The sequence below is a fragment of the Flavonifractor hominis genome (assembly GCF_040095835.1).
Lineage (GTDB): Bacteria > Bacillota > Clostridia > Oscillospirales > Oscillospiraceae > Flavonifractor > Flavonifractor hominis.
The window spans coordinates 550744-564234 of the sequence record NZ_JBBMFT010000001.1 but is presented as its reverse complement, the minus strand read 5'-3'; the positions used below and the strand labels follow the sequence as shown (position 1 = coordinate 564234).

Below are 13491 nucleotides of genomic sequence, written 5' to 3'. Positions count from 1 at the left end.
GCTTGCATCTGTCTGGTGTGCGTGGTAAAATAAAAACAAATTGATGAAAATGTTTTTATTTTGGAGAGAAAACCATGCCCAAGGTCGCTTATTCGGAACAGGAACGAGAACAGATCCGGAAGACGCTGGTTGCCACAGGGCTTGCGCTGATGGCCAAGCAGGGGATTCAGCATACCACCGTGGAACAGATCTACCGGGCGGTAGGCATTTCCCGCACATTTTTCTATTCCTTTTTTCCCAGTAAGGAAGACCTGATTGTAGAGGCGCTCTATCTCCAGCAGCCCAAAATTCTGGCCTATGCACGCGGTCTGATGTCGGATCCTGCGCTGAGCTGGAGGCAGGCAGTGGGACAGTTCCTCCACACGTGCTGTGACGGGGAGCGCAACGGGATTGCTGTGCTGACCGTTGAAGAGCAGCAGCTTTTGTTTCGGCGGCTGTCGCGGGAGAGTTATCGGGTTTTCCAGGAGAAACAGGCCAACCTGTTTGGGCAGCTGCTGGAGTGCTTTGGAGTGCGGGCGAACCGGGAGAGGGTTGCACTGTTTACCAATCTGAGCCTGAGCGTGATGATCATCCGGCGGGCGATCCCGGATACCTTGCCGCTGTTTGTACCTGAGGCGGCGGATGAGACCGTTCGGATCCAGATCGACGCTATTTTAAATTATCTGGAACCTCTGCGGGAGAAATAAGAAAATAAACAGAAGATCCGTCGTAACAGGCGGATTTCTGTTTGCTATAAATAAAGACAAAAATAAGAATTTATTTTTATTTTGGCAGTTAGCCGGAACATGCGGCCTGCAATAGACGATCTAGGGAGGATGTATCTATGGGATTTTTTAAAAAGCTGTTCAAAGGGCCGGAAATTGACCAAGCCAAGAGCGATGCCAATGCCGGGAAAATGCGCCTGCTGTTCGATCAGGTCGTGGAGAACGGGGCGAACTATCGGCTGATCTTCGGATATACCGAGGATGTGTCCCGGTTTAATTACGGCTTTGTTCATGGCAGCCGGACAAAGATCGGCAATTTGATCGTGGGATGGAATGAGACGGATTTGACCATTGTGGTGGTTCCAACTGTGCCGGACCTGTCCGGCTGTGGCGAACCTACCTATTACCGCCGCGGGGAGATCCTGAAGGCCTATCGAAACAAATACCCGACGGACGCATTTGTCATTTATCCGGACAAAAGAGGCTACATTGCCATCAATGCCTATGACTGGCTGGAGGATGAGTCCCTGTATGTCTATGTCTCCCAGGAAAAAGAACTGGCGGATTTTACAGACTTTTTCCAGAATCGGTTTGCCACCAAGTGATTTGTATGGTACAAGGAAAGGGGACCTTGGAACGGTACCGGCCTGATTTCTAAAATCGGAACATGCATGAGCAAGATGAAAGGTCATGCCCACTTTTGCGTGGGCATGACCTTTTTGGTACTTCTTATCCTGCGTCCTACCGTCAATGCCGTTTGCTCGGCTATCGGAAAAAATATGATGGATTGGGTCAAATAGTGCCGTCCAAACGGACAGAAATAGCTGGTCCAGTTCCTCCCAGCTGCCCGACTGTGAAGGGGGCAGGCAGGTCAGCGCTTGTTTTACCTGCGCAATACTTGTTTCCAGATAGGCATTGAGATGGTCGATGCGGGGGATATAGTTGCGTTCAGGCGCACATTGCTTCTGTGTCAGGAGTTGATAGACGGTGTCTTTCATGCGCTCATCCAGCTGATGTGCCGCCAATACGGAAAAGCGCATGGGAGGCGGTGTCCCATATTCCAGGATCCACCGGCAGGCCAGGATGGGCCGCAGTACATAGAAATATTTCTTGGATCTCACCCTATCGCCGCGCAGATATTCCTGGTAATTGCCTTCCGCCATATGCAGGTAGTGCCATAGTCCGCTTCTGGAGGAGAAGTATCTGGCCAGCAATTGGCGCAGCTGCTGAGCAAACGGACTGTCTCGGTAGACGATGGGAGAAAAACTCCACTCGAAAAGAGTAGGGTTGGAGCCGTGTAGCAGACGCAGGGCCTTGCGAATATCCCAGCCGTTGATATCCAGCATACCGCGGCCAGCAGGATGCGGCAGGCCTCCCGGTCTTCGATTTGACGGAGTGTTTCCAGGATTGCCTGCTCCATGCCAGAAGTCTCCTTTCTGTGTGACGTTACTCTGCCGCCTTGAAGTTGTATATGGGGCGGAGCTGTTCTACGACTTGCGCTGTGGGGTCGATCTGGCAAAGAATCTCGTCCGTACTTTTGTAGGCCATGGGTGCTTCGTCCAGCGTGTCGGGCAGCACGCAGGTGGTATAGACCCCGGCCATTTCCAGGCGGAATTGTTCCATATTCAGCCGCTCGCGTGCGGTTTTACGACTCATGAGCCGGCCTGCGCCGTGGGGCGCGGAACAATTCCATTCTTCGTTGCCCTTACCAATACAGAGCAGGCTGCCGTCCCGCATGTTGATGGGAATCAGCAGCCGCTCGCCTGCTCTGGCGGAGACACACCCTTTGCGCAGAACCATGGCGTCGGTATCAATGTAGTTATGCACGGTAGAAAAGCAGTCGGCAGACGTCAGCCCCATCCATGTAAGAATGGTATCTGTAATGGCTCTGCGGTTCAGCTGGGCGAAGCGTTGGACCAGCTTCATATCATGGATGTAGTCTTCAAACAGCTGATCCTCCACGTAAGTCAGTTCCGCAGGAAGGTCCGACGGATGCTCTGTTCTCAGTGCCAGAATGGTGCGCTGGATCTCCTGCGCACGGCCCTGTGCTTTCAGAGATGTGATAACTGCCTGGATCTGGTGGGCAGCACTGCCCCACAGGGCCCGGCGGCCTTCTTCCTGATAGTAGTTGGCCACCTGAGTGCCCAGATGCCGGCTGCCGGAATGAACCACCAGGTATAAACGGCCGTCTTCGGCTCGATCCACTTCGATGAAGTGGTTGCCGCCGCCCAAGGTGCCAATGCTGCGGCGGGCACGTTCCAGATTTACCTTATGAGTGCAGCGAAGCGCTTCCAGGGCGAGCTGTGCGCTGTAGGGGTGGGGATTTGCCCGTATTTGACGGCCAAAGGGGATGCATTCCCGGATCACCTGATCCAGCCGCACCAGGTCGAGCGTGTTCTCTTTCAGTATGACGGTTTCCATCCCGCAGCCGATGTCCACACCCACCATAGCGGGTGCGATTTTATCCTGAATGGTCATGCTGGTACCAATGGTGCAGCCCTTTCCGGCGTGTACATCGGGCATAATGCGCAGTTTACAGCCGGCAAACGCGGCCTGATCACAGACCATCTTGATCTGCTGGCGTGCCACGTCATCCATTGTCCGGCAAAAGCAGAGGGCTGTGTTATAGGCGCCTTCGATCCGTATCATGGTTTCTCCTTCCCTCTGTATGTGCGATGGTTAACCGCTTTGCAGCAGTGCCCCCAGCTGAGCCAGCAGATCGCCGCCGCCGTTCAGGTGGATACTGCCCACGTTTTCACAGATGCGCTCCATGTATTCCATCTCTTTCAGACGCATCAACGTCTGGTTTTCCTCCATCAGTCTGGCTGTGTTCAGCAGGCTCCGGGTGGAGGCGACCTCTTCTCGGCGGGTGATCACGTTGGCCTGTGCCCGCTTTTCCGCGATAAGTACAGTGTTCATGATATCCCGGACCTCGCCGGGCAGGATGATATCCTTCACACCTCCGTCAGTGATCTCCACATAGAGGCTGGCGGCTTTTTCCTGTAGCCTGGAGAGCACCTGGCGGCTCAGCTGCTCTTTATTTTCCAACAGTTCATCCAGCCGCTGCTTGCCGACAAACTCCCGCATAGCCAACTGGGCGGCCACATGCAGCTGCTCAAGATAATCGTCGATCTCAGTTGCCACTTTTACGCAGTCTGTGATGCGGTAGGTACACACAAAATTCAGGCGCAGATTTACCTTATCGCTGGTCAGGATTTCTTGCCCGGTGATGTTCAGCTGGGTCAGGCGGGTATCGATCAACTCGACGCTCACCGGAACATGAGTCTTCCAGAAATAATAGGTACCGGGGTCAAGGATCCGCTCCAACTTCCGGTCAAAGTAGAGCCGGCCTTTTTGGTACGCCTCCACCGTTATGCGTTCACAGCAGGATGCGGGAAGCATCTCCAACACATAGTCCGGCACATCTTTAGCGACGGCAGGGGAGGAGAGATCAATCAGCTGAACGGTATGCTCCGTTTGGGTGTGCCAGAAGGCAAATTTGCCGCTGGGGAGCACCCCGGCGAACCGACCATTGGTAAAGTGTAATCCAAGCTGTTGATCCCCTACCTCCACGACGGTGGTCTGTTCCGCGACGGCGGGGTTGGAGAGCAGAATATCCAGCGGACATTTTTCTGAGGTCAGCATGGCATCCAGGGGCAATACCTCGATCTCACGGCTGCCGAACACACGATATTTGCCGGAGCCCAACGGTTTGACAAAGCGGCCGCTCTGGAACAGCAGGCCACGCTGATTGTCGTTAATTACAATTTTTTTCATATTGATATCCTCCAAAGGCTTACTGTGTGGTTGTAGTTCCCCGGCGGACCGTGCGCGGCCGATGACTTGAGCGAAGCACGCGGCGGGCGGAAAGCGCTGCTTCTGGCCCGGCTGCGTGACTGACGCGGTATCCGCCCCCCGGACAGGGCGCACGGTCTGCGGTGTGCTCCTTCCGAGAGAAGGAGCATGGGGAAGGGTGAGCATTTTTGCGTGCCGCTACGGGCAGTACCAAACCACTGGCCGCATCTGTGGATGCGGGCGGGATTCGAACCCGCGATGCAGGGACGTTACGTCCCCATGTCTCTCTGACGATGCTGCATACAGGGCCTGACGGCATGCACGTCGGCATCTCCTGGTGCACCGTGGTGACTGCAAACACCGGCCCTTGCAAGGCATATCTTACCAGGGAGATGGCTCTTGTTCATGGAAAAAAAGTTGCGAACACGAACCGAAGAGAGGAGAGATTCTTTTCATCCTGTGCAGCCTGTGGTAAGATGAAGACAAAAAGCGGCCAGGGGAGGTGCGGTATATGGCGTACAGTGAGCTGATCAAGGATTTTGGACGGATCCGCGACTACATGAGGCAGTTTTACGTCTATGGCTTTAAAAGCCGTGGAGAGTATGATGCCAAGAGTGCGCGCAGCTATGACAACGAACGCCGCCGCATCGAAAGTTGGCTGGGTGAGTACATGGAGTTTCGCCAGGATGCTGCCGGAAAAAGCGTGTTTTTGTCGGTAGACAGCCGGCGGATCCCGCACAATCCGCTTTATCGAGCCTTGAAGGCAAAGAGTTTTACGGATAAGGATGTTACCTTGCATTTTTATCTTCTGGATCTTCTGGCCGATGGGTGCGCACGTTCCGCCCGCGAGATCGTGGACCGGATTGGAGAGGACTATCTCTCCCGGTTTGATGGTTCCTTTTCTCTGGACGAGTCCACCGTACGAAAGAAGCTGAAGGAATATGTAGCGCTGGGATTGCTCTGTTCCGAGAAACGGGGACGGGAAGTATGTTACCGTCGGACGGATGACGAGCGGCTTGCGCTGTCTTCCTGGTCGGATGCGTTGGCCTTTTTCTCTGAGGAAGATCCTGCGGGAGTGATTGGCTCCTTTTTGCTGGATCGGCTGGACGGGGGAGAAGATCTGTTCCGATTCAAACACCATTACATCCTTCACGCCCTGGACAGCGAGCTGTTGTGCCAGCTGCTGCAGGCTATATCAGAACGAAGAAGCGTTACACTGACGATAAAGAGTCTGCGCAATGGAAGAGATTATGTGCGCACGGTCTGTCCCTTGAAGTTATATGTGGGAACACAATCCGGGCGTCAGTATTTGTTGGGCTATCATTATCGTGCCAGACAGATGGCATTTTTCCGCCTGGATGCGATCCAAACGGTCCAGACTGGAAGCGTAGAAGAGGAGTATGACCGGTATCTGGGCAATCAGGAACGGTTTGACCGGCACCTATGGGGGGTATCAACCGGCTCGGGATATCATTTGGATCATGTGGAGATGACGATACGCTTTGACCAGGGGGAGGAGTTCATCGTTCAGCGGTTGGAGCGGGAAAAACGCCACGGCAGCGTCGTGCGCATCGATGAACACACCGCCCGCTTTTCCGCAGATGTCTATGACGCTGTGGAGATGCTGCCATGGATACGCACCTTCATTGGCCGTATTGTAGCACTCAACTGCAGCAATCCCCATGTAGTGGAGACCTTTTACCAGGACCTTGCACAGATGAGCGCGATGTATGGAGGCAACGGGAATGGTGTTCAGTGAGATCTACGGAAGCTATTTCCAGGTTCTGTCCGCGATCCTGGCCGAAGCGGTAGAGGGACGCCTGACCGGGGCCAGTCTGACCGAGCGGGTGCGGGAGAAGGCGTTTTCAGAAAGTACGCTGGCCATCCCGGCGGCGCTCAGGCAGAAGCAGTGGCCTCTGCTGGACGATATGATGCATACCGTTCTGCACCATAAACCAACCATGCCTGTTACTATGTTGGAAAAGCGCTGGCTGAAAGCGCTGCTGTCCGATCCGCGGATCGCCCTGTTTGCCCCGGATACAACCGGATTGGAGGATGTGGAACCGCTGTACAGTCCCGATGTATTCGTCTACTATGACCGCTATAATGATGGCGATCCCTATAGCGACGAAACCTATATCCGTTGTTTTCGCACGCTCCTGCGGGCAGTGCGGGAGGGGCGCTGCCTGCAAATCGGGTTCCGGAGCCGAAGCGGTGCGGCCCGCCGTGTGGTATGCAGACCATATCAGCTGGAGTATTCCGCAAAAGACGACAAATTTCGCCTTCTGGCTGTGTCTGAAGGCCGTCTGCATATGTTGAACGTAGCCCGTATCCGCACCTGTGAGCTGCTGGAGCCCTATGATCCTGCGGCGTTTTCCCTGCCCCGGGACAAAGAAGTAGAGCTGACGATGCTCCTGCATGATGAGCGCAATGCACTGGAGCGGGTCCTGCTGCATTTTTCTCATTTTGAAAAGACAACGCGAAAACTGGATGAGCAGTGCTACGAGATCAAGCTGTGGTATGACAAAAGTGACGAGACCGAGCTGCTGATCCGGGTCCTCTCATTTGGCCCTATGCTGGAGGTGCGGGCGCCTGCCGACTTTCTGGCACATTTGAAGCGGCGTATCAGCGCGCAGAGAGAGGCATTCTCTCCGAAGCAGACAACCCCACAGAAGGAGTGACAAGCATGTCCAACACCACCAAACAGGCACTGGAGGCATCTCTGAAGCGAATGATGCTGAAAAAACCGCTGGACAAAATCACCATTCGGGATATTACAGAAGAGTGCGGCATCAGCCGCATGACGTTCTATTACCACTTCAAAGATATCTACGATTTGGTAGAATGGGTCTGTGTGGAGGATGCCTCCCGCGCTCTGCAGGGGAAAAAGACCTGTGATACCTGGCAGGAGGGCCTTCAGCAGATCTTTGACGCGGTACTGGAAAACAAGCCCTTCATTCTGAATGCCTACCGCTGTATACCAAGGGAACAGATGGAACATTTCCTCTTTCAGCTGACCTATGGGCTTATCCGGGGCGTAGTGGACGAAAAGAGTCAAGGCGTGGAGATTTCCGAAGCAGATAAGGTCTTTATTGCAGAGTTTTACAAATACAGCTTTGTAGGGATTATGCTGGACTGGATCCGGCAGGGAATGCAGGCCGACCCATCTGCTATCGTTGAAAAAGTCAGTGCCACCATGCGGGGCAATATCTCCAACTCCATACAAAATTTTATAGCGATTAGGTAAATGTCTTACAAATAAGGCCGGGTGATCAAACTTTGATCACCCGGCCTTATTTGTAAATGGCGGTATGAGAAGAGAGAGAGTAGGATAAAGCCACGATCAAAAACCGGGCCGCAAAAGAGCGGAATCGGGAAAGGAAGGCAATCAGAATGGCAAAACATATGGAAAAATGGGCTGCTGCAGCCGCAGGTCTGGCAGGCGCAGGGGCGGCTGTGGCATTGGCGAGGAAAGCGGTCCAGAACAAAAAGACGCCGGCAGGGGAGTGCGGCAGTTATCGCAATACGGAGTTGGGACGTCACGGGAAAAACCGCAAGGGCATTTACTACTCCAGCGGAAACTATGAGGCCTTTGCGCGCCCGGAGAAGCCGGAGGGGGTGGACGATAAGAGCGCCTATATTGTAGGCAGCGGCCTGGCTGCTCTGGCTGCGGCTTGCTTTTTGGTGCGGGATGGTCAAATGCCAGGTCATAACATCCATATTTTAGAAGCTATGGATGTGGCCGGCGGTGCATGTGACGGGATCTATGACCCTACCCGGGGTTATATCATGCGGGGCGGACGGGAGATGGAGGACCATTTCGAATGTCTGTGGGATCTGTTCCGTTCCATCCCTTCTTTGGAGACCCCCGGAGCCTCCGTCCTGGATGAGTTCTATTGGCTCAATAAACACGATCCCAACTACTCACTGTGCCGCGCTACGGTGAACCGGGGGCAGGATGCCCACACCGATGGAAAATTCAACCTAAGTCAGAAGGGCTGCATGGAGATCGTCAAACTTTTCCTGACTCCGGATGAGCAGTTGTACGACAAGACCATTGAGGATGTGTTTGACGATGAGGTGCTTTCCTCCACCTTCTGGCTTTACTGGCGGACCATGTTTGCCTTTGAAAACTGGCACAGTGCGTTGGAGATGAAGCTCTATTTTCAGCGGTTTATCCACCATATTGCCGGCCTGCCCGACTTCAGTGCACTGAAGTTTACCCGTTATAACCAGTATGAATCACTGATTCTTCCCATGCAGAGATATCTGGAAGAAGCCGGGGTGGACTTCCGGTTTGGCACCGAGGTGACCAACGTTCTCTTTGACATCAAGGACGGCAAAAAGGTGGCGACCGCCATTGAGTGCAAGGTCAGAGGTGTGGAACAGGGGATTGTTCTGAGTGAAAACGATCTGGTGTTTGTTACCAATGGCTCCTGCACCGAAGGGACTATTTACGGGGATCAGGACCATGCCCCCAATGGTGACGCGGAGGTACGCACCAGTGGCTGCTGGAGTTTGTGGAAGAACATTGCCCGGCAGGATCCGGCATTTGGCCGGCCGGAGAAATTCTGCTCCGATGTGAAGAAGACCAATTGGGAGTCCGCCACCATCACCACCCTGGACGACAAAATCCTGCCCTATCTTACGAATATCTGCAAGCGGGATCCAAGAATGGGCAGGGTGGTTACAGGAGGCATCGTCAGCTGCCAGGATTCCAAGTGGCTGATGAGCTGGACCATCAACCGTCAGGGCCAGTTCAAGGAACAGGATCCGGAAAAGGTGTGCGTGTGGGTGTACGGCCTGTTCACTGACGTGCCGGGCGACTATGTGAAAAAGCCCATGAGGGAATGCACCGGTAGAGAGATCACCCAGGAGTGGCTCTATCACATTGGCGTTCCGGTGGAGCAGATCCCGCAGCTGGCGGAAGAGAGCGCCGTGTGCGTACCTACTATGATGCCTTATATTACCGCCTTTTTCATGCCACGGGCCAAAGGAGACCGCCCGGACGTCATCCCAGACGGCTGTGTCAACTTTGCGTTTCTAGGCCAGTTTGCTGAAACCCCGCGAGATACGGTGTTTACTACGGAGTATTCGGTGCGCACGGCTATGGAGGCGGTGTATGGCCTGCTGGATGTGGACCGGGGGGTGCCCGAAGTGTGGGGCAGCGTATATGACATCCGAGCGTTGTTGGACAGCTCCGTGTGCCTGATGGACGGCAGATCGCCTCTGGAGATGGAATTGCCCGGGCCCTTGAACCTGCTGAAAAAGCCGGCGCTGAAATGGATCAAAGGGACGGTGCTGGAAAAACTGCTGTGGGACCATGCTGTTCTTCGGGATGGGATGCAGTAAACCGCTGCTGACAGATGCAGTTTAAATAAAATGCCGGACAGGGAACCTGTCCGGCATTTTTAGTGGTAATCCTGTGGTTTGACTCTTTTGCAGAGTATATACGGCATTCTTGCTCAAGAAAGCGCGCCGTACTCCTCATCGGTAACAGCCTCCAGCCACTGGTTGGAACAGTTCTTGCCGGGCACTTCCAGAGCCAAATGAGAGAACCAACTGTTTGGAGCTGCGCCGTGCCAGTGTTTTACACCGGTGGGGATGTTGACCACATCCCCCGGATGCAGTTCCCGGGCCTTTTTTCCCCACTCCTGATAGTAGCCCCGGCCGGCCACACAGATGAGAATTTGCCCGCCGCCCTGGTCGGCGTGGTGGACGTGCCAGTTGTTGCGGCAACCCGGCTCAAAAGTGACGTTATATACCCCAACCTGAGAGGTGGAGAGGGGCTGCAAATAGCTCTGACCCACAAAATACTGGGCAAAGCTGTCGTTAGGGGCACCGATGGGGAAGACCATCTCGTTCTGGTGCTGCGTCTTGCCATCCGCGCCAGCATCCACGGCCCAGACCTCTTTCGCCATACGGAAGGCCGCCCAGGCCTTGGGCCAGCCGGCGTAAAAAGCCGCATGAGTCAGGATTTCTGCGATTTCCTGCCGGGTGATGCCGTTTTGTTTGGCGGTGGTCAGATGGTACTGGAACGAGCTGTCCACTAACCCCTGGGACATTAAGGCTACTACAGTGACGAGGGAACGGTCCCGCAGGGAGAGTTTATCCTCCCGGTTCCAGACTTGGCCAAACAATACATCGTCATTCAATTCTGCAAATTTGGGCGCAAATTCGCCCAGAGCATCTCTGCCAGCTGTCTGCTGCACTGCCATACTGGATATACCTCCTATGCAAGAGAAAAGGTTACCTGAACGGGTCCCTCGCCCAGAATCGCCTCCAGGTCAGAGGGGTCGTCGATTCTGGCCAGCCGGGTAAAGCTCCAGGTATTGGTGCCGTAATAGATCGTGATCTGATTGCCTTGATAGAGGATCACATCACCGGGTTGGGTTGTGATCTGCTGGTCGCTTCGTGCCAGTGTTGTACCAAGCGGTCCCACTTTTTCAAAGCCGCCGTAGTCCTCCATTTCAATGGTCAGCGGACCTTGAGAGAGCAGTTCCTGAAATTCTTCGGCAGAGCGGTTATCTTCAAAGGTAGCCAGCAGTTCGTGGTCTCCTACGGTAATTTTCAATGCGGACTCCTCCTCTGCGGATGGTTGGGGGTCGGCGGTTTGCTCTGCCACAACGGTGGGGGGCAGGGAAGCGGAGGGATCGACCAAACTCTCACCGCTTCCGCAGGCGGAAAGACCGAGGACGGCGAGGAGCATGTAAAATAGTCGTACCATGCGAGGCCTCCTTCTGCAAAATTTTTACTTCAGATACGCCTGGAAAAATTCCTGGATCTTGTCGAAGGGGATGATATCCTTCCGGTCATAGAGGTCGGTATGGACGGCGCCGGGGATGATAAGTAGTTCTTTGTTGCAGGCGTAGGTGTTGTCCTTTACCATGTCGGCAAAGGCGTCTCTGCTGAAATAACAGGAGTGGGCCTTTTCCCCATGGATCATCAGCACGGCGCTGCGGATCTCATTGCTGTAGCGCAGAATGGGCATGTTGAGGAAGGAAAGGGAGGAGGTGATGTTCCATCCATCGTTGGAATTGAGGGAACGCTCTGTATAGCCCCGCTCCGTCTTGTAATAGTCATAGTAATCCTTGACAAAGAAGGGCGCATCCTCGGGCAACGGGTCCACTACACCGCCTGCCCGGGTATAGCTCCCATTTTTGTAGTCCCGGGTCCGCTGGGTGTTGAGGGCCTTTTTGGACTCATGACGGGCGTCGGCGCTATCGGCGGCATCAAAGTAACCGCGGGCGGTAACCCGGGACATATCGTACATGGTGGAAGTGACGGTAGCTTTGATACGGGTATCCATAGCGGCGGCATTCAAAGCCATGCCGCCCCATCCGCAGATGCCCAGAATACCCACTTTTTCCGGATCCACGAAATCTAGGGTGGAGAGAACATCCACTGCGGCGGAAAAGTCCTCCGTGTTGATGTCGGGGGAGGCCACATTTCGCACCTGCCCTCCGCTCTCTCCGATGAAGGAGGGATCAAAAGCCAGAGCGGCAAAGCCCCGACTGGCTAACTCCTCGGCGTACAGCCCGGCGCACTGTTCCTTCACCGCGCCGAATGGTCCAGCCACCGCTATGGCGGCCAGCTTACTCACAGCCCCCTTGGGCATATACAGATCGCCCACAAGCTCAATGCCGTAGCGGTTGTGGAAGTGTACTTTCTCCCGCAGGACCGTGTCCCGCACGGGGAAGGAATATCCGTTGTATCTGGAATTCATGTCTGCGGTCCCCCTTACACCTTCTGCCCCATCTCATAGGCCTGCTGCAGCGCGGGATGCCCCTGAATTTCGCCCACGGAGGTTACGCCGCCGGCAAAGACCGTCCCGGCAAGGCGGGCCTTTTCAAAGCAGTCGATCCAGCCCTGCAGGCCGGTGACCGTTCCATCCACGGTATGTTCATTTTCTTCAGCGGCTGCCGCCAGCAGATAGACATCCCGAAACTGATAATCGGAGGGGAAGAGCGGGTTGGCCCGGTCCAGCATGGTTTTCATCTGGCCGCACATCCCGTAGTAATAAATGGGGGTAGCAAACACAATGACATCGGCCGTCAGCATACGTTGGGTGATGACATCGGCATCGTCACGAATGACGCAGCGCTGGGTACGTTGACAGGTGAGGCACCCCTTGCAGAATGCAATGGTTTTGTCATATAGCGTGACCTTCTCCACGTGATGCCCGGCATTCTGGGCACCGCGGATAAATTCGTCCGCCAGAGTATCCGAATTGCCGCCCTTCCGTGGGCTGGTGGAGAGCACCAAAACCTTTTTGCTCATGACAGTTCCTCCTTGCTTAAGTGGCGAATGATGCTTGCAGGTACACCGCCTACAACGGTATTTTCCGGGACGTCTTTGGTTACGACCGCTCCAGCTGCTACGATAGCTCCATCTCCGATGGTTATGCCCGGAAGAATAGTGGAGTTAGAACCGATCCAGACATTTTTACCAATATGGATTGGCGAGGGGATCATACTGCCACGGTCTTTGGGCGACATGGCATGGTTAAGGGTGGCCAGTACCACATTGTGACCGATGAGGACCCCGTCTTCAATGAAAATACCGCCCTGATCCTGAAACTTACAGCCCATGTTGATAAAAACATGTTTTCCAATATGGATGTTTTTTCCGCAGTCGGTGTAAAAGGGAGGAAACAGCCCGAAACTTTCGTCTACCGGCTGGCCAATCAGTTGAGAGAAGAGGGCGCGCAATTCCTCCGGTTCGTGGTAGCTGCCGTTAATCTCTGCGGTGAGCCGCAGAGCTTCCTGACTGACGCGGTGCATGAACAAATGGGCTTCACTGCCGTTTTGTACGGGATTTCCGCTGTTCAGACACGTTAAAAATGCTTCTAAAGTCATTTTGCACTCCTGATATAGGAAGATTTGATTTCATTGTATCACTGGATAAAACAGATAACAAATACTTATAGAGAATAATGATCCATGCTTGAAAGCTATAGCTGTTCTGTGCTATCATCCGAGTATCCGGAGGT

At 54.3% G+C, this 13491-nt stretch carries 13 protein-coding genes and 1 pseudogene; 6 read left to right on the top strand and 8 right to left on the bottom strand.

Annotated features, from left to right (window positions below):
- Positions 1-74: 74 nt before the first annotated feature.
- Together WMO45_RS02915 and WMO45_RS02910 are read left to right on the top strand one after the other, a co-directional pair.
- Positions 75-686: a TetR/AcrR family transcriptional regulator gene (locus tag WMO45_RS02915; protein ID WP_349139149.1), complete on the top strand. Its 612-nt coding sequence runs from the start codon at positions 75-77 to the stop codon at positions 684-686.
- A gap of 137 nt (positions 687-823) precedes the next feature.
- Positions 824-1309, top strand: coding sequence for a hypothetical protein (locus WMO45_RS02910; RefSeq protein ID WP_349139148.1), 486 nt, complete (start codon positions 824-826; stop codon positions 1307-1309).
- 222 nt (positions 1310-1531) lie between these two features.
- Here the strand turns inward: WMO45_RS02910 and WMO45_RS13660 are convergent.
- From WMO45_RS13660 to WMO45_RS02900, 3 genes and pseudogenes are all read right to left on the bottom strand, one after another.
- Positions 1532-2050: pseudogene (locus tag WMO45_RS13660) on the bottom strand (DNA polymerase beta superfamily protein); the annotation flags it as partial.
- Positions 2051-2150: 100 nt separating this feature from the next.
- Complete coding sequence (locus WMO45_RS02905) at positions 2151-3353, bottom strand: RtcB family protein (RefSeq protein ID WP_349139147.1); 1203 nt, start codon at positions 3351-3353, stop codon at positions 2151-2153.
- 30 nt (positions 3354-3383) lie between these two features.
- Positions 3384-4481: a slipin family protein gene (locus tag WMO45_RS02900; protein WP_349139146.1), complete on the bottom strand. Its 1098-nt coding sequence runs from the start codon at positions 4479-4481 to the stop codon at positions 3384-3386.
- Positions 4482-5010: 529 nt separating this feature from the next.
- Between WMO45_RS02900 and WMO45_RS02895 the strand changes: the two genes are divergently transcribed.
- The 4 genes from WMO45_RS02895 (at position 5011) to WMO45_RS02880 (ending at position 9851) form a co-directional block, all read left to right on the top strand.
- Positions 5011-6258: a helix-turn-helix transcriptional regulator gene (locus WMO45_RS02895; protein ID WP_349139145.1), complete on the top strand. Its 1248-nt coding sequence runs from the start codon at positions 5011-5013 to the stop codon at positions 6256-6258.
- Positions 6230-7180: a WYL domain-containing protein gene (locus WMO45_RS02890; protein ID WP_349139144.1), complete on the top strand. Its 951-nt coding sequence runs from the start codon at positions 6230-6232 to the stop codon at positions 7178-7180. The genes WMO45_RS02895 and WMO45_RS02890 overlap by 29 nt, the downstream gene beginning before the upstream one ends.
- A 5-nt stretch (positions 7181-7185) precedes the next feature.
- Positions 7186-7746 carry a TetR/AcrR family transcriptional regulator gene (locus WMO45_RS02885; protein WP_349139143.1) on the top strand — a complete coding sequence of 187 codons (561 nt, stop codon included), beginning with the start codon at positions 7186-7188 and terminating at the stop codon, positions 7744-7746.
- Between the two features lie 146 nt (positions 7747-7892).
- Positions 7893-9851, top strand: coding sequence for an oleate hydratase (locus tag WMO45_RS02880; RefSeq protein ID WP_349139142.1), 1959 nt, complete (start codon positions 7893-7895; stop codon positions 9849-9851).
- A gap of 113 nt (positions 9852-9964) precedes the next feature.
- Here WMO45_RS02880 and WMO45_RS02875 read toward each other — a convergent pair whose 3' ends face one another.
- Genes WMO45_RS02875 through WMO45_RS02855 form a run of 5 tightly spaced genes read right to left on the bottom strand, consistent with a single transcriptional unit; the run spans position 9965 to position 13357 of the window.
- A complete protein-coding gene (locus WMO45_RS02875) occupies positions 9965-10717 on the bottom strand; it encodes a carboxymuconolactone decarboxylase family protein (RefSeq protein ID WP_349139141.1) in 753 nt (250 codons plus the stop codon).
- A 14-nt stretch (positions 10718-10731) separates the two neighbouring features.
- Positions 10732-11226, bottom strand: a complete 495-nt coding sequence (locus WMO45_RS02870) for a cyclophilin-like fold protein (protein WP_349139140.1) — start codon at positions 11224-11226, stop codon at positions 10732-10734.
- A 24-nt stretch (positions 11227-11250) separates the two neighbouring features.
- Positions 11251-12225, bottom strand: coding sequence for an alpha/beta hydrolase (locus WMO45_RS02865; RefSeq protein WP_349139139.1), 975 nt, complete (start codon positions 12223-12225; stop codon positions 11251-11253).
- Between the two features lie 14 nt (positions 12226-12239).
- The gene (locus tag WMO45_RS02860; protein ID WP_349139138.1) at positions 12240-12779 is read right to left on the bottom strand and encodes a flavodoxin family protein; all 540 of its coding nucleotides are present in this window, start codon (positions 12777-12779) and stop codon (positions 12240-12242) included.
- Complete coding sequence (locus WMO45_RS02855; RefSeq protein ID WP_349139137.1) at positions 12776-13357, bottom strand: sugar O-acetyltransferase; 582 nt, start codon at positions 13355-13357, stop codon at positions 12776-12778. The genes WMO45_RS02860 and WMO45_RS02855 overlap by 4 nt, the downstream gene beginning before the upstream one ends.
- Positions 13358-13491: the final 134 nt, after the last annotated feature.

Bases quoted from the DNA above. Each gene is read 5' to 3' on its own strand.
- WMO45_RS02915 (WP_349139149.1), top strand. From the start codon at position 75: ATGCCCAAGGTCGCTTATTCGGAACAGGAACGAGAACAGATCCGGAAG.
- WMO45_RS02910 (WP_349139148.1), top strand. From the start codon at position 824: ATGGGATTTTTTAAAAAGCTGTTCAAAGGGCCGGAAATTGACCAAGCC.
- WMO45_RS02905 (WP_349139147.1), bottom strand. From the start codon at position 3,353: ATGATACGGATCGAAGGCGCCTATAACACAGCCCTCTGCTTTTGCCGG.
- WMO45_RS02900 (WP_349139146.1), bottom strand. From the start codon at position 4,481: ATGAAAAAAATTGTAATTAACGACAATCAGCGTGGCCTGCTGTTCCAG.
- WMO45_RS02895 (WP_349139145.1), top strand. From the start codon at position 5,011: ATGGCGTACAGTGAGCTGATCAAGGATTTTGGACGGATCCGCGACTAC.
- WMO45_RS02890 (WP_349139144.1), top strand. From the start codon at position 6,230: ATGGAGGCAACGGGAATGGTGTTCAGTGAGATCTACGGAAGCTATTTC.
- WMO45_RS02885 (WP_349139143.1), top strand. From the start codon at position 7,186: ATGTCCAACACCACCAAACAGGCACTGGAGGCATCTCTGAAGCGAATG.
- WMO45_RS02880 (WP_349139142.1), top strand. From the start codon at position 7,893: ATGGCAAAACATATGGAAAAATGGGCTGCTGCAGCCGCAGGTCTGGCA.
- WMO45_RS02875 (WP_349139141.1), bottom strand. From the start codon at position 10,717: ATGGCAGTGCAGCAGACAGCTGGCAGAGATGCTCTGGGCGAATTTGCG.
- WMO45_RS02870 (WP_349139140.1), bottom strand. From the start codon at position 11,226: ATGGTACGACTATTTTACATGCTCCTCGCCGTCCTCGGTCTTTCCGCC.
- WMO45_RS02865 (WP_349139139.1), bottom strand. From the start codon at position 12,225: ATGAATTCCAGATACAACGGATATTCCTTCCCCGTGCGGGACACGGTC.
- WMO45_RS02860 (WP_349139138.1), bottom strand. From the start codon at position 12,779: ATGAGCAAAAAGGTTTTGGTGCTCTCCACCAGCCCACGGAAGGGCGGC.
- WMO45_RS02855 (WP_349139137.1), bottom strand. From the start codon at position 13,357: ATGACTTTAGAAGCATTTTTAACGTGTCTGAACAGCGGAAATCCCGTA.